General features: G+C 64.4%; 18 protein-coding genes. 9 read left to right on the forward strand and 9 right to left on the reverse strand.

The genetic code is table 11. The annotated features are described in order from the left end of the window. The first annotated feature begins 54 nt into the window (after positions 1-54). Positions 55-1584 (forward strand): YifB family Mg chelatase-like AAA ATPase, encoded by a 1530-nt coding sequence (locus CK218_RS07515; RefSeq protein ID WP_095827323.1) that lies wholly within the window; start codon positions 55-57, stop codon positions 1582-1584. Positions 1585-1608: 24 nt separating this feature from the next. On the opposite strand, the gene CK218_RS07520 is transcribed toward CK218_RS07515, so the two are convergent. The 5 genes from CK218_RS07520 to CK218_RS30510 all read right to left on the reverse strand — a co-directional run bounded on the left by CK218_RS07520 (position 1609) and on the right by CK218_RS30510 (position 8062). Beyond that, the gene (locus tag CK218_RS07520; RefSeq protein ID WP_095827324.1) at positions 1609-3783 is read right to left on the reverse strand and encodes a malate synthase G; all 2175 of its coding nucleotides are present in this window, start codon (positions 3781-3783) and stop codon (positions 1609-1611) included. A gap of 256 nt (positions 3784-4039) precedes the next feature. Then, the gene (locus CK218_RS07525; RefSeq protein ID WP_095827325.1) at positions 4040-6076 is read right to left on the reverse strand and encodes a hydantoinase/oxoprolinase family protein; all 2037 of its coding nucleotides are present in this window, start codon (positions 6074-6076) and stop codon (positions 4040-4042) included. A gap of 407 nt (positions 6077-6483) precedes the next feature. Next, positions 6484-6831 (reverse strand): hypothetical protein, encoded by a 348-nt coding sequence (locus tag CK218_RS07535; RefSeq protein WP_095799502.1) that lies wholly within the window; start codon positions 6829-6831, stop codon positions 6484-6486. A gap of 197 nt (positions 6832-7028) precedes the next feature. After that, positions 7029-7538: a hypothetical protein gene (locus CK218_RS07540; protein WP_095827327.1), complete on the reverse strand. Its 510-nt coding sequence runs from the start codon at positions 7536-7538 to the stop codon at positions 7029-7031. 11 nt (positions 7539-7549) lie between these two features. After that, entirely contained in the window at positions 7550-8062 is a 513-nt protein-coding gene (locus CK218_RS30510) for a hypothetical protein (protein WP_179294450.1), read from the reverse strand. A 552-nt stretch (positions 8063-8614) separates the two neighbouring features. Here CK218_RS30510 and CK218_RS07550 point away from each other — a divergent pair. Together CK218_RS07550 and CK218_RS07555 are read left to right on the forward strand one after the other, a co-directional pair. After that, on the forward strand, positions 8615-8893 hold the full coding sequence (locus CK218_RS07550; RefSeq protein ID WP_143749607.1) for a hypothetical protein: 279 nt from the start codon (positions 8615-8617) through the stop codon (positions 8891-8893). After that, on the forward strand, positions 8893-10236 hold the full coding sequence (locus CK218_RS07555) for a hypothetical protein (protein WP_095827329.1): 1344 nt from the start codon (positions 8893-8895) through the stop codon (positions 10234-10236). Before CK218_RS07550 ends, CK218_RS07555 begins: the two co-directional genes overlap by 1 nt. A gap of 156 nt (positions 10237-10392) precedes the next feature. Here the strand turns inward: CK218_RS07555 and lepA are convergent, their stop codons facing one another. Then, positions 10393-12198: a translation elongation factor 4 gene (gene lepA / locus CK218_RS07560; RefSeq protein ID WP_095782361.1), complete on the reverse strand. Its 1806-nt coding sequence runs from the start codon at positions 12196-12198 to the stop codon at positions 10393-10395. 424 nt (positions 12199-12622) lie between these two features. Between lepA and CK218_RS07565 the strand changes: the two genes are divergently transcribed. The 4 genes from CK218_RS07565 to msrA all read left to right on the forward strand — a co-directional run bounded on the left by CK218_RS07565 (position 12623) and on the right by msrA (position 15935). Then, positions 12623-13687 carry a pilus assembly protein TadG-related protein gene (locus tag CK218_RS07565; RefSeq protein WP_095827330.1) on the forward strand — a complete coding sequence of 355 codons (1065 nt, stop codon included), beginning with the start codon at positions 12623-12625 and terminating at the stop codon, positions 13685-13687. Between the two features lie 304 nt (positions 13688-13991). Then, a complete protein-coding gene (locus CK218_RS07570; RefSeq protein WP_095827331.1) occupies positions 13992-14693 on the forward strand; it encodes a DUF1223 domain-containing protein in 702 nt (233 codons plus the stop codon). 85 nt (positions 14694-14778) lie between these two features. After that, a complete protein-coding gene (locus tag CK218_RS07575; protein ID WP_095827332.1) occupies positions 14779-15087 on the forward strand; it encodes a hypothetical protein in 309 nt (102 codons plus the stop codon). A 119-nt stretch (positions 15088-15206) separates the two neighbouring features. Beyond that, positions 15207-15935 carry a peptide-methionine (S)-S-oxide reductase MsrA gene (gene msrA / locus CK218_RS07580; protein WP_095827333.1) on the forward strand — a complete coding sequence of 243 codons (729 nt, stop codon included), beginning with the start codon at positions 15207-15209 and terminating at the stop codon, positions 15933-15935. Positions 15936-16097: 162 nt separating this feature from the next. Here msrA and CK218_RS07585 read toward each other — a convergent pair whose 3' ends face one another. Both CK218_RS07585 and CK218_RS07590 read right to left on the reverse strand, forming a co-directional pair. Beyond that, positions 16098-17102 (reverse strand): cytochrome d ubiquinol oxidase subunit II, encoded by a 1005-nt coding sequence (locus tag CK218_RS07585; protein WP_095827551.1) that lies wholly within the window; start codon positions 17100-17102, stop codon positions 16098-16100. A gap of 187 nt (positions 17103-17289) precedes the next feature. Further along, positions 17290-18651: a cytochrome ubiquinol oxidase subunit I gene (locus CK218_RS07590; protein ID WP_095827334.1), complete on the reverse strand. Its 1362-nt coding sequence runs from the start codon at positions 18649-18651 to the stop codon at positions 17290-17292. Between the two features lie 262 nt (positions 18652-18913). On the opposite strand from CK218_RS07590, the gene CK218_RS07595 reads away from it, so the two are divergent. Then, positions 18914-19840 carry an ABC transporter ATP-binding protein gene (locus CK218_RS07595; protein WP_095776799.1) on the forward strand — a complete coding sequence of 309 codons (927 nt, stop codon included), beginning with the start codon at positions 18914-18916 and terminating at the stop codon, positions 19838-19840. 14 nt (positions 19841-19854) lie between these two features. Further along, positions 19855-20616 (forward strand): ABC transporter permease, encoded by a 762-nt coding sequence (locus tag CK218_RS07600; protein WP_067003307.1) that lies wholly within the window; start codon positions 19855-19857, stop codon positions 20614-20616. 15 nt (positions 20617-20631) lie between these two features. On the opposite strand, the gene CK218_RS07605 is transcribed toward CK218_RS07600, so the two are convergent. Then, positions 20632-21669, reverse strand: a complete 1038-nt coding sequence (locus tag CK218_RS07605; protein WP_095827335.1) for a phosphatidylglycerol lysyltransferase domain-containing protein — start codon at positions 21667-21669, stop codon at positions 20632-20634. Positions 21670-21838: the final 169 nt, after the last annotated feature.

Raw genomic sequence — 21838 nt, forward strand, 5'->3', positions numbered from 1 at the left:
GCCGCCTGATCGCAGGACCGGCGAGCGAGCCGGTATCCGGGGGCTTGAGACAAGATGGTAGCGCGGGTTCGCACGGTGGCTTTCCAGGGCATCGAGGCCGTGCCGGTCGATGTCCAGGTGATGATCGCCCCGGGCAAGGTCGGGATGCAGATCGTCGGCCTGCCGGACAAGGCGGTGGCAGAGAGCCGGGAACGCGTGCAGGCCGCGCTTCATGCCTCCGGCCTTTCGATGCCGTCGAAGAAGGTGACGGTGAATCTCGCGCCGGCGGACCTGCCCAAGGAAGGCAGCCACTACGACCTGCCGATCGCGCTCGGATTGATGGCCGCGCTCGGCGCCATTCCTGGCGATATGCTGGCCGGCTATGTCGTGCTCGGCGAATTGTCGCTCGACGGCACCATTGCCGCTGTCGCCGGCGCGCTGCCGGCGGCGATCGGCGCCAACGCCGAAGGCAAAGGCCTGATCTGTCCGTTCGCCTGCGGGCCGGAGGCAGCCTGGGCCGGCAAGGATTTCGATATCCTGGCGCCGCGCAGCCTGATCGCCATCGCCAACCATTTTCGCGGCACCCAGGTGCTGTCGCGTCCCGAGGCCGGCATCCAGGTCGCCGCGCGCGATCTGCCGGACCTTGCCGACATCAAGGGCCAGGAAAGCGCCAAGCGGGCGCTGGAAGTGGCGGCGGCGGGCGGCCACAATCTCCTGATGGTCGGACCGCCGGGCTCGGGCAAGTCGATGCTGGCGCAAAGGCTGCCCTCGATCTTGCCGCCGCTGGCGCCGAAGGAGCTGCTCGAAGTCTCGATGATCGCGTCGGTGGCGGGCGAGCTCGGCGAAGGCAAGCTGACAGACCGACGGCCGTTCCGCGCGCCACATCATTCGGCGTCGATGGCGGCGATGGTGGGCGGCGGCTTGCGCGTGCGGCCGGGCGAAGTGTCGCTTGCGCATCACGGCGTGCTGTTCCTCGACGAGTTCCCGGAATTCACGCCGCAGACGTTGGACGCGCTGCGCCAGCCGCTGGAGACCGGCGACTGCGTGATCGCGCGCGCCAACCACCGCGTCACCTATCCGGCGCGCATCCAGCTGGTGGCGGCGATGAACCCGTGCCGCTGCGGCATGTCGGGCGAGCCCGGCTATCGCTGCCTGCGCGGCGAGCGCTGCCGCACCGAATACCAGGCGCGCATTTCCGGCCCGCTGCTCGACCGCATCGATCTCAGGATCGAAGTGCCGGCAGTCTCGGCAAGCGACCTGATCCGGCCGGACAAGGCCGAGGCCAGTGCCGCTGTGGCGCAGCGCGTGGCGCGCGCCCGGGCCATGCAGCGCGAGCGGCTGGAAAGGCTGGGTGCGGCGGCCACCACCAACGCGCACTGCCCGCCTTCGGTCGTCGAGGCGATCGCCAGGCCCGACGTCGCCGGGCTGACGCTGCTCAAGGACGCCAGCGAAAAGCTCGCCTTCTCGGCGCGAGCCTATCACCGCGTGCTGAAAGTGGCGCGGACGCTCGCCGATCTCGACGCCAGCGAAACCGTCGGCCGCATCCATCTCGCCGAGGCGATCTCCTACCGCATGAGCGCGGAGCGCATGGCGCAGGCGGCGTAAGGTCCCTGGCGCGGATTTCCGGCGCTACCCCGCCCGGTCCTGCGCCTTCAGCTCCAATCTGCGCGCATGCAGCACCGGCTCGGTGTAGCCGTTGGGCTGAACGGTCCCCTTGAATACCAGGTCGCAGGCGGCCTGGAAGGCGATCGACTTGTCGAAGTCGGGCGCCATCGGCCGGTAGAGCGGGTCGCCGACATTCTGGCGGTCGACGATCGCCGCCATGCGCTGCAGCGAATCCCGGACCTGGATCTCCGAGCACACCTTGTGGCGCAGCCAGTTGGCGATGTGCTGCGAGGAAATGCGCAGCGTGGCGCGGTCCTCCATCAGGCCGACATCGTTGATATCGGGCACTTTCGAGCAACCGACGCCCTGATCAATCCAGCGCACGACATAGCCCAGAATGCCTTGCGCGTTGTTGTCGAGCTCGCGCTGGATCTCGTCCGGGCTCCAGTTCGGCCGCACCGCCACGGGCACCGACAGGATGTCGTCGAGCCTGGCCTTCGGCCGGCTCCTCAGCGCCGCCTGAACGGCGTGCACATCCACTTTATGATAGTGCGGGGCGTGCAGCGTCGCCGCGGTCGGCGAGGGCACCCAGGCGGTGTTGGCGCCGGCCTTGGGGTGCGCGATCTTCTGTTCCAGCATCGCCGCCATCAAATCCGGCATCGCCCACATGCCCTTGCCGATCTGGGCGTGGCCGGCGAGCCCGCATTCCAGGCCCGTATCGACGTTCCACGCCTCATAGGCGGAAATCCAGGCCGCCTGCTTCATGTCGCCCTTGCGGATCATCGGGCCGGCTTCCATCGAGGTGTGGATCTCGTCGCCGGTGCGGTCGAGGAAGCCGGTGTTGATGAACACGACGCGCTCCCTTGCGGCGCGGATCGCTTCCTTGAGGTTGACGGTGGTCCGCCGCTCCTCGTCCATGATGCCCATCTTGATGGTGTTCTTGGCCATGCCGAGCAGGACCTCGACGCGATCGAAGATTTCCACGGCAAAGCCGACTTCCTCCGGCCCGTGCATCTTGGGCTTCACCACATACATCGAGCCGGCGCGGGAGTTGGCGCGGCGGCCGTTGTCGCCGACATCGTGCAGCGCGATCAGCGCGGTGAGCGCCGCGTCCATGATGCCTTCCGGCACCTCGTTGCCGTCGTGGTCGAGGATCGCCGGATTGGTCATCAGGTGGCCGACATTGCGCACCAGCATCAGCGAGCGTCCGGGCAGCAGCAGCTGGCCGCCATTCGGCGCCGTGTAGCGGCGGTCCGGATTGAGCTTGCGGACAAAGCTCTTGCCGGCCTTGGTGATCTCTTCCGCCAGGTCGCCCTTCATCAGGCCGAGCCAGTTGCGATAGACGACGACCTTGTCCTCGGCATCGACGGCGGCGACCGAATCCTCGCAATCCTGGATGGTGGTCAGGGCGGCCTCGAGGATGACGTCGGCAATGCCGGCCGCATCGGTCTTGCCGATCTGACTGGCATGATCGACGACGATCTCGATATGCAGGCCGTTCTTTACCAAAAGCACGGCTTCCGGAGTGGCGGCGTCGCCGCGGTAGCCGGCGAACTGCTTCGGGTCGGCAAGCGTGGTGGCGCCGGCGCCTTCGCCGACCTTCAGCGCGCCGTTCGCCACCGAGAGCCCGTTGACGCCGGCCCATTTGCCGGTGGTGAGCGGCACGGACTGGTCGAGGAAGTCCCTGACCCAGGCGATCACCTTGGCGCCGCGCGTGGGATTGAACGTTTTGCCCCTTTCGGCGCCTGCGGTCTCGGGAATGGCGTCGGTGCCGTAGAGCGCGTCATAAAGCGAGCCCCAGCGCGCATTGGCGGCATTGAGCGCATAGCGCGCGTTCATCACCGGCACGACCAGCTGCGGCCCGGCGACGACCGCGATCTCCGGATCGACATTTTCGGTCGAGACGCTGAAGGCCGGACCTTCCGGCACCAGATAGCCGATCTCCTCGAGGAAAGTTTTGTACAGCTCCATGTCGACCGGCGCGCCGTTGGCGCGGTACCAGTCGTCCAGCTTCTCCTGCATGGCGTCGCGCTTGGCGAGCAGCGCGCGGTTCTTCGGCGCGAGGTCGTGGACGATCTCTGAAAAGCCGGTCCAGAACTTTTCCGGATCGATGCCGGTGCCGACTGCTGCCTCCTCGGCGACGAAGTCATGGAGCTCCCGGGCAATCTGCAACCCGGCGATCTCGATGCGGTCGGTCATCAGCACGTCTCCAGATGGGTAAGGCTTTGCCGGGGCTTTGACATGTTTGGGGTTCAAGGGTCAATTCGGCTTAGGGTGAAGGTGCGGATTTTGGCGGCAAGCGAATCTCCCCCCTTGAGGGGGAGATGGCCGGCAGGCCAGAGGGGGTCGCCTCGCGTGGAGCGCGAGCTCTATTCGTTGCAGCAGGCCGGGCCCAGTCGGGCCGACCCCCTCTGTCTCCTTCGGCGACATCTCCCCCTCAAGGGGGAGATTGCTTCTAAACCGCAATCCTTGGGCGCCCTGAGGCCACCGCCACCACATGCGCCTCGATGAACATGCGCTGGTTCTCGACCGTCGAGACCTTGAACTCGGTGGACACATCGATTTCGGCGCTGTCGGTGCCGGCATTCTTCGCGCGTTCGGCGACGATCGCCCGCACGTCGGCTTCAGCCGCGGCGATCGCCTTCTCCTCCTCGGTGAAGTCGCGCACCGTCTGCCCCGAGGCGAGCCGGAAAAGCCCTTCCCTGGGCTGGCTGACGCGGGCTTCGGCTGAGACCCGCACCTGGCCGACGACGGCGCCGAGCGCGTTGGCGACGTCGGTGTCCTCCGGCACGATGCAGCCATTGCCGATCAGCGGCGGCAGGCCGGCGTAATGCAGCGGCGCCGAGGCGCCGAGGCCGATCACCGGCCGGTCGAGCGCGACGCTGAAGCGGGCGATGCCGGGATGCGCATCGACGGCGCGCTGCACCAGCGCGTGCGCGACGGTCGCGGCGCCGTCCAGCCCGTCCTCGGCGAAGGCGGTTTCGAGAATATATTCGGCTGACCAGCGCGTCAGCGTGACGAGCACGCGCTGGGCGAGCACTTCCGGCGTCGCGGCGATCGGCTGGCCGCGGCCGTCGCGCCGGCGGGAAAACAGCTCGGCGCCGAGACGGGCGGCGAAGGGATCCCAGTTCGACTGCTTGCCGAGCACATGGGCGGCGTCGGACGGCGTGAAGCCGCAAATGTGCAGCAGGCCGCGCGCCACCAGCCGGTTCAGCGTAGCGTTCTGGGCGTTGGAGCTGAGCAGCCGGTCAAGCGCCAGCGGGGTGGCGCCGATCGCGTCGTAGAGTTTCGCTTCGGGCGCGGTGAGGCCGGCGGCGAGGCGATCGGGCACGCCGGTGCGCACGGCAAAACGCCCGTCCATGCGGCCGGGGTTCGGCGCGCGCAGCTGCCGCTCCAGCTCGGCGGTGACCGCCTCGCCATGCGCCAGGCCGGCCAGCGCCAGCGGCACCAGGCGGCGCGGCCCGAGCAGGATCTTGGGGTCGAGCGCGCCGTCCTCCAGCGCCACTTCGGAGTCGCCGCCAAGGCCGAAGGTGCGCATGGCGACGGCTTCGACCATGGTGCGGAAGCCGCCGACGGTGGCGCCTTCCGGATCGAGCCGCGGCCGGCCGCTATCCAGCACGGCGACGTCGGTGGTGGTGCCGCCGATGTCGGAGACCATGGCGTCGTCGAGCCCGGTCATGTGGCGGGCGCCGACCAGGCTGGCGGCCGGGCCGGAGAGGATCGTCTCGATCGGCCGCTGGCGGGCGAAGGCCGCCGACACCAGCGCGCCGTCGCCGCGCACCACCATCAAAGGTGCGGCGATGCCGCGCCGGCCAAGAAAGCCTTCGGTCGCCGCGACCAGCCGGTCGATCATCGAGATCAGCCGGGCGTTAAGCAGCGTGGTCAACGCGCGGCGCGGGCCGCCAAGCTTGGCCGAAAGCTCGTGGCTGGCGGTGACCGGCAGGCCGGTTTTTTCGCGGATCAGGTCGCGCGCGGCGAGCTCATGCGCCGGATTGCGGGTGGCGAAATAGGCGCAGACGGCGAAGCCCGACACCGAACGCCCAAGCTCCGGCAATGCCGCCTCGAGGCCGGAAAGATCGAGCTTGGCGGCATTGCCGTGCACGTCGTGGCCGCCGGGGCAGAACACCACCGGATCGCTGCCCAGAGCCGTCTTCAGCCCGTCGCGGGCAAGATCGGCCTCGGCAAACCCGATCATCACCAGCGCGACGCGCCCGCCCTGGCCCTCGACCAGCGCGTTTGTGGCAAGCGTGGTCGACATCGACACCAGCTTGATCGCGGCCGGATCGGTGCCGGATTTTTCCAGCACCGCGTCGACCGCGCCGGAAATGCCGACGGCGAGGTCGTGGCGCGTGGTCAGCGCCTTGGCCTTGGCCAGCACCTTGCCCTTATCTGGGTTGTCCAGGGGCCCGCCCTCCTCCGACCACAGCACGGCATCGGTATAGGTGCCGCCGGTGTCGATGCCGAGGAAGAGCGGTTTTGGCTTGGCGGTCATTTGGCGGTGGCAAGTCCGGGCAAGAGGTTTGGTGCCTGCCCCTTAGCCGATACGGGCCAGCGGATAAAGGCGGGAGCGATGGGCCAAGAGCAGAGATGGTGCGGCTTCGAAGAATTTGCTGAGACGCTAAGCGCCAAGCCACCCCCCTCTGTCCTGCCGGACATCTCCCCCTCAGGGAGGGAGATTGGCAACTTCCGCGCCGCGCCATTCCTGCAATGTTGGCAATAGGCGAGGGCCGGTGTGACAGCTGATCTCCCCCCTTGAGGGGGAGATGGCCGGCAGGCTAGAGGGGGTCATCTCGCATGGAGCGCCAGCCTCGTTCTGCAGCCGGAGGCCGAGTCCGGTCGGACCGACCCCCTCTGTCGCCTTTGGCGACATCTCCCCCTCGAGTGGGGAGATTGGCAGCTTCACTCCGCCAGATCCACCGTCTCCGTCGAGTGGTCAGTGCAGATGAAGCAGCAGGTGTCGCAGGGCTGGTCGTTGTCGGGGCCGACGCCGGCGGTGACGGAATCGTTGCCGGCCACCCAGGCGCCCCAGCAGATGTGCTCGCCGGGCTCGCAGGAGATCGGCACGGATTTGCGCGCCTGCGGGCGGATGAGGAAGACCTTGTCGCCGCCCGGCCAGACCTTTTCGCTGTCGCGGCTGAACAGTTCCAGCGCGACGCCGTCGGAGCGCTGGTTGCGGACAAAGACCGACATGTCGGCGGCGAAGGCCGGCGCGGTGAGGAGAAGAGCGGCGAGCAGAGCGCGAATCATGGCGAGGTCCCCGATGGGAGTAGAGCACGGGAAGCACCGGTAATCTCCCCCCTCGAGGGGGAGATGGCCGCGAAGCGGTCAGAGGGGGTCCTTGCGCGTAGAACGCCGACCTCATCTCGTGCCGCACGGCGTCGGCGCTCCACGCGCGGCGACCCCCTCTGTCGCCTTTGGCGACATCTCCCCCTCGAGGGGGGAGATCAGCGCCTCACCACCACGTGCGGCGCGAATGTCTTCACCGCCTCGATCAAGTCCTGGTCGTGGATGTCGAGCGAGGAGATCTCCATGTGCACGGTGGTCTTGCCGAAGGGCATCAGGCCGAAGGCATTGGCGGCGGCGTATTTGATCGCGTCGGGCGGCTCCTCGGTGAGCTCGAAATTGAGCATCGCCGCGCCCTTGCCGCCGGAGGCGAGGCGCACGCTCCGCACCTTGTTCCACGGCACCAGCACATCGCCGGCGCGAGCATCGCGAAAACCGCGCTGATCAAGGGTGACCTTGACCGAATTGTCGAAAGCGCCGCGCGAAATGAAGACGCCAAGCGCCAGGAAGGCGACGCCGAGCAGCGCGATCCACAGCACATGGCCGCCGGACGCCCCCGAACCCAGGCCCTGCAGGGCGCCGAAGCCAAAGATGCCGCCGATCAGGAACGGTCCCACCGCCGGCAGGATCTTGCCGGAGGCGCTGTTGCGGATTTCAAGCGGCGCGGCCATTTTTCGCCCGCTCAGCGCTGCGATTTCAGCAGCGTCCAGATCCAGCCGATGAAGGTGAGGACCAGGAACGGATAGCCGGCGGCGGGCAAAGGCGCCGAGGTGGGCAGAAGCGGCGCGCCCCAGAGGATCATCAGGGCCGAGACGACGAAGAGCACGGCCGCGACGAAAGCGGTGAGCCGCATCCACAGCGCGAAGGTTTTTGGCGCGCTGACCATGACCAGCCCCGCCGCCCAGAGGCAAATGCCGCCGACATAGGACGGCACGCTGGCCTCAAGGCCCGCCGCATTGCCGGCCAGAAGCAGGCTTTCGCCGGCGAGGTAGGTGAGGAAGCCGGCCGCGACGAGATCATTGCCCAGCCGCTGGTATTTCATCGTCAGCAGCGCCGCCGCGACGACAACGCCCACGCCGTCGATGGTCCACAGCGTCTCGCGCAGCGGGTCGCTTGCAACGAAGGCGCCTGCCATGCCCAACGCGCCGCCGATGGCGAGGCCGATCGCGGCGACGGTGTCCGAGGTGGAGCGCATGCGATGTCTCCCCAAAGCCGGGAAGAGGATACAACGAGGTGGCAGCGATCAAAAGGTTGGTTTAGCGAATGGTGACGTCGGATTCGACAGTGAGCTCTGCCGATTACCAGTTCCTCCGATACAGTCACATCTCGTCTTTCGGAGGCCAAAGCCAGCCAGCGCCTCCACGGCGACGGCGCACTACGAAGAACAGGCTAAAGCATACTGAAAGGCGAGTCGAAGCGCGGGGCATAACGTAGCCGCGCTGGCCGAGAGGCTAAAGGAACGGGGCGAACGTGACGCCGAGCACAATCTGGCGAACAAGCTAAAGTTGAGGCAGCTTCACCGCCGCATTCTTCATGATGTGAGTGGACGTCTTTGGTGTCCGGCAAGTCAACCTCGAACCTTGACCTGTCGCCTAGACCAGCGCAACTTCTGCTTTGGTCCAATGTTCCTGTATAGGAAACCAACGCTGACGAATTCTTCACAATAACAAAACCGCATGTTCGATTCGGCCTTTTGTCAAGAGTTTTTTTCGTGTACCATATGCACGCGAATCAGGGGAGCGCGAGCATGGCATATCTGCAACTAGCTGGTGCGGTTGCCCTCGGCGCGTTTGGCCTCGCCTTACTGAGGTTTGCGCTAAAGATCGCCTTGTACGATCGAATTGAGTACGAGAAATCTCGTGCCAGATACCCTTCGTTAAGGGCCGCAGTTTCCGGAAAAGCTCGCGTGAAGCGAGGTGAGTTTCCGGATGGCCGCGTGCGGGCTGGAATCGCTTATAATAAAAAGTTTAAGCGGATCGAGGCTAACGGGAAGCTGCGCAACGACGTGGTCGACCACGTCGCTTAATGAGCGAACTGGTTTCTTTCAAGGGATGGGTTCCCACGGTAAATGGTCGGCTTTCGTATAAGATAATTGGCGAAAGCCGCCATCCTACGATCGCAGATTACGCCAACGTTGCTACTCCGGAGTATCAATTCGTTTTGGCAATTCAGTCGCGGAATACGACTGATGTCCTATTCCACTGGCTGCTGGCAAAATTCTTTCAAGTTTCAGGGGACTTTACCTTCGTCTTCTGCGCTCGCGCGAGGCGTGGGTCGAAATCTCCGGACGATCCGCTCATAGGGCGCGTGTATGTCGTCCGCCCAGGGTCAGACAGTTCCATTCAACTCAAGGAGAAGATGCCAAATTGGCTGCACTCGCTTCGAGGCGCAGAATTGGGTGTCGGCAAAGCTGAGTTATGTAACCTGTTCGGTTCACTTCACCGCGAGCTTACAAGTATCTGCGATTTTAGAGCAAACGTGATCCTGCATAGAAATGGGATCATATCAATCAGTAAGATTGCGTATTCTGACGACGAAATATACCAAAACACGCTTCGCTATGCCAACAACGACCATGTCGAAATCGACTCGATGTGGGCGGATCAGATTTACTACTTTGTGCGCGATATTTCGCATCAGCACCAGCATCACAGTCCGGATGCGGATACCATGATAACGACATATCGCGTCCGTGGCAGGTCAATGGAGTGGAGCAATCGAGTTATATATTCACTGTACTTTTATATCATCAATTCGAAGCGCCGGCTGGAGCCAACAGAGCAAGTTCGAGTGCTTGGCGTTCTCGCCTATTTAAACTCCTTTAAACAGATTGCGACGGAGCAGGCCGCCACCTCGAAACTGCCCCTGCAAATGCCAGTCTTCAATGACCAAGCCACAAAGGATTCCATAAACGCCACAAAGAGCTATCTTGACCTGAAATTTTCAGAGAAGAAACAAAATTCGGACAAATACCGCACGGTTCTTTTTACGATAGCGGCGACGTTACTTACTCTCGTCAACTTCGTTTCGGGATTTGCAGATCCGGAGGTTACGCCGGCCAAGTGGGTAGGCGCGCTAGCTGACTTTGTAAAAGTCAACGCCTACATCTGCCTCGCTCCACCGGCAATCATATTGGTATGGTGGTTGAGCGACGTATTCCTTGTGCCAAACTACGAGGCAAAGAGAGACGCCGTGCGCCTTGGGTTTGCTAACCGGCGCGTGTTCGCCGCAGTCACGATTCCAATTGCCCTTCTCATCCTGTACGCCGCTTGGCGGGTCAATATCATCGCTACGGTGAGTTTGCTCCATAATGCCGCTGATGGCGACGGCTCGATGCCCCGATTTAGGTGTCCTGACATAAGAGCGTGACTTCCACACACGCGGAGCATCAACCGGAGCACCCGCACCAGGCGCTCAGCTCCGCGCTGAACCGGCGAGGGCACGCCGGCAACTCTTCCGATTTCGAAGCCTGCCATCGATTCACTGGATCGATGGCTTGGCGCGGAGCTGAGCGCCAACCGCCCTTCAATCCCCCATCTTAAGCGCCTGGATAAACGCCTCCTGCGGGATGTCCACCTTGCCGAACTGGCGCATCCGCTTCTTGCCCTCTTTCTGCTTGTCGAGCAGCTTGCGCTTGCGGGTCACGTCGCCGCCGTAGCATTTGGCGGTGACGTCCTTCCTGAGCGCCGAAACCGTCTCGCGGGCGATGATGCGGCCGCCGATCGCGGCCTGGATCGGGATCTTGAACAGATGCTGCGGGATCAGTTCCTTCAGCTTCTCGCACATGGCGCGGCCGCGCTTTTCGGCCGCCGATCGATGCACCAGCATGGACAGAGCGTCGACCGGCTCGTCATTGACCAGGATCGACATCTTCACCAGGTCGCCCTCGCGATAGTTGGTCAGGTGATAGTCGAAGGAGGCGTAGCCCTTGGAGATCGACTTCAGCCGGTCGTAGAAATCGAACACGACCTCGTTGAGCGGCAGATCATAGGTCAGCATGGCGCGCTTGCCGACATAGGAGAGATCGGCCTGGATGCCGCGCCTGTCCTGGCAGAGTTTCAGAATGCCGCCGAGATAGTCGTCGGGCGTCAGGATGGTGGCGCGGATCCACGGCTCCTCGATCGAGGCGATCTTGACCACGTCGGGCATGTCGGCCGGATTGTGCAGTTCCTTCGTCGTGCCGTCGATGAGGTTCATGCGGTAGACGACCGACGGCGCGGTGGCGATGAGGTCGAGGTTGAACTCGCGCTCCAGCCGCTCCTGGATGATCTCCAGGTGCAACAGCCCGAGGAAGCCGCAGCGGAAGCCGAAGCCGAGCGCGGCCGACGTCTCCATTTCATAGGAGAAGGAGGCGTCGTTGAGGCGCAGCTTGCCGACGGCGGCGCGCAGATCCTCGAAATCGGCGGCGTCGACCGGGAACAGACCGCAGAACACCACCGGCTGCGCCGGCTTGAAGCCGGGCAGCGCCTTTTGCGTCGGGCGGCGGTCCTCGGTGATGGTGTCGCCGACGCGGGTGTCGGCCACTTCCTTGATCGAGCCGGTGAAGAAGCCGAATTCGCCGGGGCCGAGCTCGTCGACATTGACGCGGGCCGGCTTGAAGACGCCGGTGCGCTCGACGAGATATTTTGCGCCGGTGCCCATCATGCGGATGGTCTGGCCCTTCTTCATCACGCCGTCGATGACGCGCACCAGCACGATGACGCCGAGATAGGCGTCGTACCAGCTGTCGACCAGCATCGCCTTCAAGGGTGCCGCGATGTCGCCCTCGCGCGGCGGCGGCAGCTGGTGGACGATCGCCTCCAGCACGTCCGGCACGCCCAGCCCGGTCTTGGCCGAGATCAGCACGGCGTTGGAAGCGTCGAGGCCGATCACCTCCTCGACCTGCTCGCGGATGCGCTCGGGCTCGGCCGCCGGCAGGTCGACCTTGTTCAGCACCACGACAATCTCGTGGTTGTTGTCGATCGCCTGATAGACATTGGCCAAGGTCTGCGCCTCGACCCCTTGCGAGGCGTCGACCACCAGCAGCGAGCCCTCGCAGGCGGCCAAAGAGCGCGAAACTTCATAGGCGAAGTCGACATGGCCGGGCGTGTCGATGAGGTTCAACACGTAGTCCTCGCCGTTTTTGGCGCGGTAGTTCAGCCGAACGGTCTGGGCCTTGATGGTGATGCCGCGCTCGCGCTCGATGTCCATCGAGTCCAGCACCTGCTCCTTCATGTCGCGCTCCTCCAGCGCGCCGGTGAGCTGGATCAGCCGGTCGGCAAGCGTGGATTTGCCATGGTCGATATGGGCGACGATGGAGAAATTTCTGATGTGGTCGAGCGGCGTCGTCATGCGGCGCGCTTTAGCAGGGGCGGGTTTAAGGGGCAAGCGGTGGGGCCGGGGAGATCGGAGCAGAGCAGGCAAAGACGCTCGCCATGTCTGAACACGGCCAATGATCGGAGGCCGGCGCTGCCCCTCATCGCCCTGCCGGGCACTTCTCCCCGTAAGTGACGGGGAGAAGGGGCTGGCCGCCGCCTCGGTACCTTTCTTGCAGCGTTCCAAATTGGCGAAATCGTCGATGGGGGCACCCCTCTCCCCGTTACCATACGGGGAGAGGATGCCGGCAGGCAGGTGAGGGGCAGCGCAAGCGTTTGAAGGTTAGGGCGCCTCCGCGCCAAAAATTCAAATCCACTTAAACTTTCATGCACTCATTTTGGGCATATCTCCACCTCTGGTGGCAGGCAGGTTGCATTGCCGGTGTGTATGGGGTTGGGGCATGTTCTCGTCGGCAAGAGATTTCGTTCGATCGCAAGGCGGCTCGATGCTGCCGATGATGGCGCTGTTGGCGATCCCGCTGCTGCTCGCGGTCGGCTTTTCCGTCGACTACACCTCGGCGGTGACGACCAGGAGCAACATGCAGCAGGCGCTGGACGCCGCGATCCTGTCGATCACCACGCTGCCGACCACGACCTCGAAGGCCGATCGCCAGACGGCCTTGCAGCAGGCCTATGTCGCCAATAGCGGGCTGGGCGACGCGACGCTCACCGCCGTCAACGTCGCCGCCGACGGCACGGCGACGTTCAGCGCCACGGCGGCCTATCCGATGCCGACCAGTTTCATGCAGATCGCCAGGATCAATTCGGTCGATGTCGGCGTCGGTTCCTCGGTGCGCAAGGCGCCGGCGCTGGTCCAGTCCACCTTCAAGGTGACGAAGGTGTCGGGCTACTGGAACAAGACGATGACCCTCTACGGCACCCAGTTCGGCCAGACCAAGGCCAAGCCGCTGATGACGATCAGCTATAACTACAACGGCTATGGCGACCCGAAGGGCTACGGCACAACCACGGTGAGCACCATCAACGGGTCGACGACGACCGTGGTGCAAAAACAGGTCTGCACGACCTCGACGGTCGACAGTTTCAGCAATCTGCCGAGCGGGGCGATCACCCAGACCAGCGGCAGCAACAAGTACGTCACGACCTGCGCCGATACCTTCTATCCGGCCAATGGCGCCGGCGCGGTGATCGATGTCAGCCAGATGGACCAGCTCTATCTGCAAATGGACGTTCCCTCGGGCAGCCCGAAGGTGCTGAAGTCGAACGATCCCAACACCTCGAACCGGCTCTATATCGGCACCAGCGCCACCGATATGCCGGAAGTCGCGACCGGCCAGAAGGTCGACATCTTCACCTCGGTGCCCTGCGGCCAGACCGGCTACCAAGCCTGGGAAGACGGCGGCAACCCTGTGCCGGCGCCGGTTTCCAATGCCGACTTCTTCTACAATGTGACCGGCAAATGCGCCTTCAACCAGCGGCCGTCCGAGACGGTGCTGACGCAGTAGGAACTGCCGATCTCCCCCCTTGTGGGGGAGATGGCCGGCAGGCCAGAGGGGGGCGCTGTCCGCCGGCTTAGCCGGCTAGCGGGACTAGGCGGAAACGGCCGGCTGTCCCGGTACTGCGGTCTATCGATGGGCTTGCGCTCTACGTCGCCCCCCTCTGTCCTGCCGGACATCTCCCCCACAAGGGGGGAGATTGGACGTCGCCACGGCCTTCGCCACTCTCCGATATCACAAACCGGTGAAGCTGTAACGAAGTCCTCCGCGGCGGCGAAATGGGAGCATTGCCCCGCTACGGAGACTGCTTCCCATGACCGGATTGAAGACAAGGATCGGCCTGCTTGCCCGCGCGACATTTGCTGCGCTTGCCGCCACGCTCGATGCCGCTTCCGCCGAGCCGCTTACCGTGATCGAGCTGTTCACCAGCCAGGGCTGCTCGTCCTGCCCGCCGGCCAATGCCAATCTGATCAAGGTCAAGGACCGGCCGGGCGTGCTGGCGCTGTCCTTCAACGTTACCTACTGGGACTATCTCGGCTGGAAGGACATTTTCGGCCGGCAGGAATTCACCCAGCGCCAGGTCGCCTACGAGCCGCCGCTCGGCCATGACGGGCCGTTCACGCCGCAGGTGGTGGTGAACGGCAGCGCCGACGCCGTCGGTGCGGCGCCCGGCGAGATCGAAAAGCTGATCTTGACAAGCCCGCACGCCAAGGGTCCGGCGCTCTCGCTCGGCGACGGCAAGGTGAGCATCGGCGCCGGCACGGCGCCCGGCGGGGCGGCCGATGTCTGGCTGGTGCGCTACGCACGCGGCGTCGTCGAGGTGCCGGTGGCGCGCGGCGAGAACACCGGACGCACGCTGCCGCATGCCAATGTCGTGCATTCGCTGCAGAGGCTGGGCCGCTGGAACGGCCAAGCGACGACGCTGCCGCTGCCTACGGCACCCGGGGGCTTGAGCACGGCAGTGCTGGTGCAGACGCCGGCCGGCGGGCCGATCCTGGCCGCCGCGGCAAACTGATTTTTCTTTTCGCGCGGGCCGCATCAGAGCGGCAACGCTTAACCAAGGGCCCGCATCCGCGCGCCGCAACCCAAGGAGAACTAGCATGACCAAATTCCTTACGCTGCCGGCGCTGGCTTTCGCGCTTGCCGCTGCCGCGTTCGTGGCCGGCGCCCGCGCCGACGACACGACCGACGCGATGAAGCCCGCCAATGCGATGGCGACCGAAGCCATGAAGCCGGCGACCGATGCTATGATGCCGACCGGCGCGATGAAGCCCGCGGATAAAATGAAGCCCGATGCGATGGCGACCCAGGCGATGAAACCCGCCACGGATGCCATGAAGCCCGCGGATGCGATGAAGCCCGCGACGGATGCAATGAAGCCTGCCGACGCGATGGCGCCGGCGCAATAAGTCCGCGGCCCCGGTTCTTGGCAACAATCGCCGTCGGCCAGAAGCCGCCGCACGGCAAAGTGAGAAACCAGCGGCGGCTTGCATCGTATATAGTGGAACAACGAACAAGGAGATCCGACATGAACGGCATCGACAAAAAGGCGGCGCGGCGCTCGCTGGCCCCGCTTGCAGCGCTGGTGCTGACGGCGGCCGCGGCCGCCTTCTGGCAGACGCCGGCGCGTTCGGCCGAGGACGCGGTGGTGATCCCGCCGCCGGCCATGGATGAAAAGGCCGCCAGCGGCACGGAGAAAGCGATCTTCGCCGGCGGCTGCTTCTGGGGCGTGCAGGGCGTGTTCCAGCACGTCAAGGGCGTCAGCAAGGCCGTCTCCGGCTACGCCGGCGGCAGCGCCGAGAACGCCGTCTACGAGGTCGTCGGCACCGGCCGCACCGGCCATGCGGAATCGGTCGAGATCACCTACGATCCGTCGAAGGTGACCTATGGCCAATTGCTGCAGGTCTATTTCTCGGTCGCGCACAATCCGACTCAGCTCAACTACCAGGGGCCGGACCAGGGCACGCAGTACCGCTCGACGATCTTTGCCGAGAACGACGAGCAGAAGAAGATCGCCGAGAGCTACATCGCCCAGCTCGACAAGGCCAAGGTGTTTTCGAAGCCGATCGTGACGACGCTGGAAACCGGCAAGACCTTCTATCCGGCCGAGGATTACCATCAGGATTTCCTGACGCTGAACCCGACCTACCCCTATATCGTCTACAACGACCTGCCGAAGATCGAGAATTTGAAAGCGCTGTTTCCCGCGCTCTACAGCGAGAAGCCGGTGCTGGTGCTGGCAAGTAGCAAGAGCTGAGCCGCGCAGATCTCCCCCCTCGAGGGGGAGATGTCGCCGAAGGCGACAGAGAGGGTCGCCGCGCGTGGAGCGCCGACTGTCTGCAGCAAAGCAGGCTGAGCCCAGTCGGACCAACCCCTCTGCCTGCCGGCCATCTCCCCCTCGAGGAGGGAGATTATGCCCTCAATCGTAGGTCAGATCCGTCGCCTTGCCGCCGAACACGCGATAGGCGTAGAACGAATAGAAAATGATGATCGGCAGCACGACGACGGTGCCGACCAGGATGAAGGCCAGGCTCTCCGGCGCCGAGGCGGCCTGCCAGATCGTCAGCTTGTCGGGCACGACATAGGGATAGAACGACCAGGCAAGCCCGGCGAAGCCGAGCGCGAAGATGGCGGCCAGGGTCAGGAAGGGCCGCAGCGCATGCCGGTCGTCGGACTTGGGCAGATGAAACGTCTGCCGCCACAGCCACAGGAACAAGAGCGCCGATACGATCGGCAGCGGCGACAGATAGAGGATCTCCGGCCAGAGGAACCATCTGTCGAAGATGCGCGGGCTGGCGAAGGGCGTGGCCAAAGAGACCGCGACCATGCCGAGCGCAGTCAACACCAGCGTGACGCGCAGCCAGCGCACCGCCTTTCCTTGCAGGTCGCCCTCGGTCTTGTAGATCAGCCAGGCCGAGCCCATGGCGGCGTAGGCCGCCGACAGGCAGAGCGCGACCAGCGCGCCGAAGGCCATGCCGCCAAAGCCGACATCGAGGCCGAGCACATAGACGCCGAGCATATAGCCCTGCGCCAGCGAGGCCATGGTGGAGCCCAAAAAGAAGATGCGGTTCCAGCGGTGCTTCTTGCCGGCCGGCACCTTGGCGCGGAAATCGAAGGCAACGCCGCGCAGGATCAAGCCGACCAGCAGCAGGAACACCGGGATATAGAGCGCGGTGAGGATGGTGCCGTGCGCCATCGGAAAGGCGACCAGCAAGAGCCCGACCGCCAGCACCAGCCAGGTCTCGTTGGCGTCCCAGAACGGGCCGATCGCCGCGATCATCGTGTCCTGCTCGGCATCTTCGGCGGCTGCGAACAGGATGCCGATGCCGAGATCGAAACCGTCGAGAATGACGTAGATCAGGATGGCGAGGCCCATCAGGCCGGCAAAGATCAGCGGAAGCGCGGTTGGCCAGTCGAAGGTCATCTTTTTTTCCTCCAACCGAGATTGGTCCGACAGACGGCCATACTGTTCGAAGCAACCGTTTCGGATCGATTGCGAAGGTTGGCGCCGCCCCTCATCGCGCTGCCGGCCGCAACGCGAGGGGCAGCGCCGACCTCAGAAGAAAGCCCCGCATCGAACCGACCGCACCGCTTGTCTTGCTCCTGCATGTTCACTCTCCGGCGGCCGGCTGCGACATCGCGGCGTTCATGACGCCGGGCAGCGGCGAGGTGTCGCCTTCCTTGGCCGCCTTCAGCGCCAGATGCACCAGCACGCCGAGATAGGCGATCAAGAGCAGCACATAGAGGATGAGATAAACGGTCAGGGTCAGCGCGACATGGCTGCCGGCGACCGGGCCGACGGCATCGGCCGTCTTCAACACGCCGGTGACCAGCCAGGGCTGGCGGCCGATCTCGGTCGTGTACCAGCCGGCCAGCGTCGCCAGCCAGCCGGAGAGCGCCATCGGCACCATGATCAGGGCCAGCGGCTTAGGCAGGCTGCGGCGACGCTTGAGGAAGAAGGCCGCCGACCAGGAGACGATGAGCATCAGGATGCCGGTGCCGACCATGACGCGGAAACCCCAGAACACCGGGAAGACCGGCGGGTGGTTGCCCGGATAGTCGTTGAGGCCGGGCACGACGCCGGTTGTGCTGTGGCGCAGGATGAGGCTGGCGCCGTCGGGAATGGCGAGCTCGAACCTGTTTTCCTTGGTTGCCTCGTCGGGCAGCGCGAACAGCACCAGCGGCACGTTGGCGCCGGTGTTCCAGTTCGCCTCCATGGCGGCGATTTTCTGCGGCTGGTGCTCGAGCGTGTTCAAGCCGTGCTGGTCGCCGGCAAAGATCTGGATCGGGATCAGGATGGCGGCGGCGAAGACGCCGGTGCGCAGCGCCTTCCACATCGATTCCGAGCGGTCGCCATAAAGGTAACGCAGCGCCGAGCAGCCGGCGATCAGGAAGGAGACCGTGAGCCCGGAGGCGAGCAGCATGTGGACCAGCCGGTAGGGCATGGACGGATTGAAGATGACCGCCCACCAGTCGAGGGCGTGCGCCTTGCCGTCGATCATCTCGAAGCCGGCCGGCGTCTGCATCCAGGAGTTCAGCGCGATGATCCAGAAGGCGGAAACCGTGGTGCCGCCCGCCACCAGCACTGTCGCCAGCGTATGGATGCGGTTGGAGACGCGGCGGAAGCCGAACAGCATGATGCCGAGGAAGGCCGCCTCGAGAAAGAAGGCAGTTAGCACCTCATAGGCAAGCAGCGGGCCGGCGATGTTGCCGACCGTTTCCATATAGCCCGGCCAGTTGGTGCCGAACTGGAAGCTCATGGTGACGCCCGAAACCACGCCCATGGCGAAGGAGAGCGCGAACACCTTCACCCAGGTGAAATAAGCGCGCATCCAGGCCGAGTCGCCGGTGGCGTTGTAGCGGAGCTTGAAGAAGAGAAGCACCCAGCCAAGTGCAATGGTGATCGCCGGAAACAGGATATGGAACGAGATATTCGCGCCGAACTGGATGCGCGACAGGATGAGCGGGTCCATGCTGGGCTCCGGCTGCAATTCAGGCTTGAAGGATAGGCTTCGAACACGCATCGGTCAAAGCGGCGCGGCGTCACGCGAGGCGCGTTGTCGCAGCGTCGGGCGGTCATGGACACACGCATCGCCTGACCGCTTGCCGGCGCCGTTCGACATCGCGAGCGGCGGCGACTGTCGAGAACTGTCAGGAGCACGGTCGATTGTCGGTTTGCATAAAACGACATCCGACCTATATCAGGTCACGTTTTCCAGCCGGCCATATTTCAGCATGTCATCCATCATCTCCATCTCCGGCGTCACGAAAACCTATGCCACCGGTTTCAAGGCGCTGAAGGAAATCAACCTCGACATCGAGCGCGGCGAGATCTTCGCCCTGCTCGGACCGAACGGCGCCGGCAAGACGACGCTGATCTCGATCGTCTGCGGCATCGTCAACCGCTCGTCGGGCAGCGTCACCGTCGACGGTCACGACATCGGCAGGGACTACCGCGCGGCGCGCAGCCTGATCGGGCTGGTGCCGCAGGAGCTCACCATCGACGCCTTCGAGACGGTCTGGGCGACGGTGAACTACAGCCGCGGCCTGTTCGGCAAGGCGCCCGACAAGGCTTTCGTCGAGAAGGTGCTGCGCGATCTCTCGCTGTGGGACAAGAAGGACGCCAAGGCGATCACGCTTTCGGGCGGCATGAAGCGCCGGCTGATGATTGCCAAGGCGCTGTCGCACGAGCCGCGCGTGCTGTTCCTCGACGAGCCGACGGCGGGCGTCGACGTCGAGCTGCGCCAGGACATGTGGGCGATGGTCAGGCGGCTGCGCGAGGACGGCGTCACCATCATTCTGACGACGCATTACATCGAGGAGGCCGAAGCGATGGCCGACCGGGTCGGCGTCATCAACCGCGGCGAGATCATCCTGGTCGAAGGCAAGGCCGAGTTGATGCGCAAGCTCGGCCGCAAGCAGATGACGCTGGAGCTGCGCGCGCCGCTCGCCGCCTTGCCCGTGGGCCTGTCGCGCTATGCGCTGGAGCTGTCGGCGGACGGCAACGAACTCACCTACACCTATGACAGCCAGAGCGACCGGCCGGGCGTCGCCTCGCTGATCCGCGATCTCGAGGCCGCAGGCATTCAGTTTCACGATCTCGACACCAAAAACAGCACGCTCGAAGAGATCTTCGTCAATCTGCTGAGGCAAGAGCCATGAACCGCCACGCGGCCATGAACCTTCGTGCAGTGTGGGCGATCTACCGGATGGAGATGGCGCGTGCGTTCCGCACGGTGCTGCAGAGCATCGTCTCGCCGGTGATCTCCACCTCGCTCTATTTCGTCGTCTTCGGCTCGGCGATCGGCTCGCGCATCACCGAGATCGACGGCATCAGCTACGGCGCTTTCATCGTGCCGGGGCTGATGATGCTTTCGCTTTTGACGCAGTCGATCTCGAACGCGTCGTTCGCGATCTATTTCCCGAAATTCGTCGGCTCGATCTATGAGCTCTTGTCGGCGCCGGTCTCCTATCTCGAGATCATCATCGCCTATGTCGGGGGCGCGGCGACCAAATCGATCATGCTCGGGCTGATCATCTTGGCCACCGCGGCGCTGTTCGTGCCGCTCAGGATCGAGCACCCGTTCTGGATGATCGCCTTCCTGGTGCTGACGGCGGTGACCTTCAGCCTGTTCGGCTTCATCATCGGAATCTGGGCCAAGACCTTCGAGCAGCTGCAGCTGGTGCCGCTGCTGATCGTCACGCCGCTCACCTTCCTTGGCGGCAGCTTCTATTCGATCCATATGCTGCCCGGCATCTGGAAGACGATCACGCTGTTCAACCCGGTCGTCTACCTGATCAGCGGGTTCCGCTGGAGTTTCTACGGCAAAGCGGACGTCTCGGTCGGCGTCAGCCTCGGCATGACGCTGGTGTTCCTGGCCGCCTGCATCGCGATCGTGGCGTGGATTTTCAGGACCGGGTATCGGCTGAGGAATTGACGAACAGGGCTTGCTTCAAATCGCCTTGATCAGCCGCAGCAGTCCAAGCATCTCCATCAGCGTTCCCTTGCGGAAGGCGATGTAGGTCGGCTCCTCCAGCCCGTGGAAGCGGCGCTTGAAGGCGGCCTGGCCCTGCAGGTTGAAGCGCGAGCGGTTGACCCAGGGCGACTCGTAGGCGCGCCGGAAGGTGCTGCGCCAGAAGCTCGATTCGGCAAAGCCGCTCGGCTCGACGTCAAGCAGCGGCGACAGGCCAAGCGTGACCACCGAAACGCCCTCCTCGCGAAAGCGGTCGACGGCGAATTTGGTCAGGCCGATCTCGGCATGCGGGGTGGCGTCGACCTGCTTGCGCTTGAAGGCGGTGGTATAGCCGATGACCTCGCCATTGCTGAACAGCGGGTCGAAATCGAGGATGGCGACGAGTTCGTCCTGCGGGCCGTGGAGGACGAAGCGGCGCATGTCGGCGCCGAGATGGTCGGCGAAAGGGCGGTTGAGAAAGCCCATCTCCCAACGTTTGACGATGCGCTCGCCGCGCCAATTCTCGGACAGCCGCGAAACCTCGTCGAGCAGCATGTTGACCCTGTCCTCGGCGAAGGTGAAGCCCTTCTTCGCCAGCCAGCGCTCCGAATAGCGCACGGTCTCGTTGCGCTTGCCGGAGAAATCATGCGCCGGCAGCTGCAGCCTCGTGTCGACGCCCAGCCGATTGATCTGATAGCCGAGCCCGGCCAGCACCTTTGCCGTGGCGGCGCTTATCTGAACGAACCAGGGGCCGCCGGCGGCCTCGACGAAGCGCTTGATGTAGCCCGGCCGGTCCGGCGGATCGACGACCGGATCGCCCAGCGCGAAATGGTGCTTCATCTTGGTGCCGAATGCGATGTAACCATCGCCTTCGCTGAAGTAGGACAGCTTCTGCTGCACGGCGGTGGAATAGGCGAGCGAGAAGTCGCCATGGCGCCGCACCAGCTCCAGGCGCTCGAGATGCGTCAGCTCGCGCCGCGGCACCTTGGGCGCCGCGCCGTCAAGAAACCTGTCGATATGGATGCGCAGGGATGGCATCAAGCGTCCGCATGCCGATGAAGAAAGACCCGAAGCCCACGGGCCTCGAATCAGTCGCCTTGGCGCGACGGATCGGTCATGTCGCGCCAGCGCCATATAGGATGCTATCGGCGGCGAATGAAGAGGGAATGTCTACCGGCCAAAGCCGGCGCTCCGGCTGCATCGTGAA

The sequence above is a fragment of the Mesorhizobium sp. WSM3879 genome, assembly GCF_002294915.1.
Classification (GTDB): Bacteria; Pseudomonadota; Alphaproteobacteria; order Rhizobiales; family Rhizobiaceae; genus Mesorhizobium.

Bases quoted from the DNA above. Each gene is read 5' to 3' on its own strand.
- CK218_RS07575 (WP_095827332.1), top strand. From the start codon at position 14,779: ATGACCAAATTCCTTACGCTGCCGGCGCTGGCTTTCGCGCTTGCCGCT.
- CK218_RS07550 (WP_143749607.1), top strand. From the start codon at position 8,615: ATGGCATATCTGCAACTAGCTGGTGCGGTTGCCCTCGGCGCGTTTGGC.
- CK218_RS30510 (WP_179294450.1), bottom strand. From the start codon at position 8,062: ATGCGCTCCACCTCGGACACCGTCGCCGCGATCGGCCTCGCCATCGGC.
- CK218_RS07555 (WP_095827329.1), top strand. From the start codon at position 8,893: ATGAGCGAACTGGTTTCTTTCAAGGGATGGGTTCCCACGGTAAATGGT.
- CK218_RS07515 (WP_095827323.1), top strand. From the start codon at position 55: ATGGTAGCGCGGGTTCGCACGGTGGCTTTCCAGGGCATCGAGGCCGTG.
- CK218_RS07585 (WP_095827551.1), bottom strand. From the start codon at position 17,102: ATGACCTTCGACTGGCCAACCGCGCTTCCGCTGATCTTTGCCGGCCTG.
- CK218_RS07605 (WP_095827335.1), bottom strand. From the start codon at position 21,669: ATGCCATCCCTGCGCATCCATATCGACAGGTTTCTTGACGGCGCGGCG.
- CK218_RS07535 (WP_095799502.1), bottom strand. From the start codon at position 6,831: ATGATTCGCGCTCTGCTCGCCGCTCTTCTCCTCACCGCGCCGGCCTTC.
- CK218_RS07565 (WP_095827330.1), top strand. From the start codon at position 12,623: ATGTTCTCGTCGGCAAGAGATTTCGTTCGATCGCAAGGCGGCTCGATG.
- CK218_RS07520 (WP_095827324.1), bottom strand. From the start codon at position 3,783: ATGACCGACCGCATCGAGATCGCCGGGTTGCAGATTGCCCGGGAGCTC.
- CK218_RS07570 (WP_095827331.1), top strand. From the start codon at position 13,992: ATGACCGGATTGAAGACAAGGATCGGCCTGCTTGCCCGCGCGACATTT.
- CK218_RS07540 (WP_095827327.1), bottom strand. From the start codon at position 7,538: ATGGCCGCGCCGCTTGAAATCCGCAACAGCGCCTCCGGCAAGATCCTG.
- CK218_RS07590 (WP_095827334.1), bottom strand. From the start codon at position 18,651: ATGGACCCGCTCATCCTGTCGCGCATCCAGTTCGGCGCGAATATCTCG.
- lepA (WP_095782361.1), bottom strand. From the start codon at position 12,198: ATGACGACGCCGCTCGACCACATCAGAAATTTCTCCATCGTCGCCCAT.
- CK218_RS07525 (WP_095827325.1), bottom strand. From the start codon at position 6,076: ATGACCGCCAAGCCAAAACCGCTCTTCCTCGGCATCGACACCGGCGGC.
- CK218_RS07595 (WP_095776799.1), top strand. From the start codon at position 18,914: ATGTCATCCATCATCTCCATCTCCGGCGTCACGAAAACCTATGCCACC.
- msrA (WP_095827333.1), top strand. From the start codon at position 15,207: ATGAACGGCATCGACAAAAAGGCGGCGCGGCGCTCGCTGGCCCCGCTT.
- CK218_RS07600 (WP_067003307.1), top strand. From the start codon at position 19,855: ATGAACCTTCGTGCAGTGTGGGCGATCTACCGGATGGAGATGGCGCGT.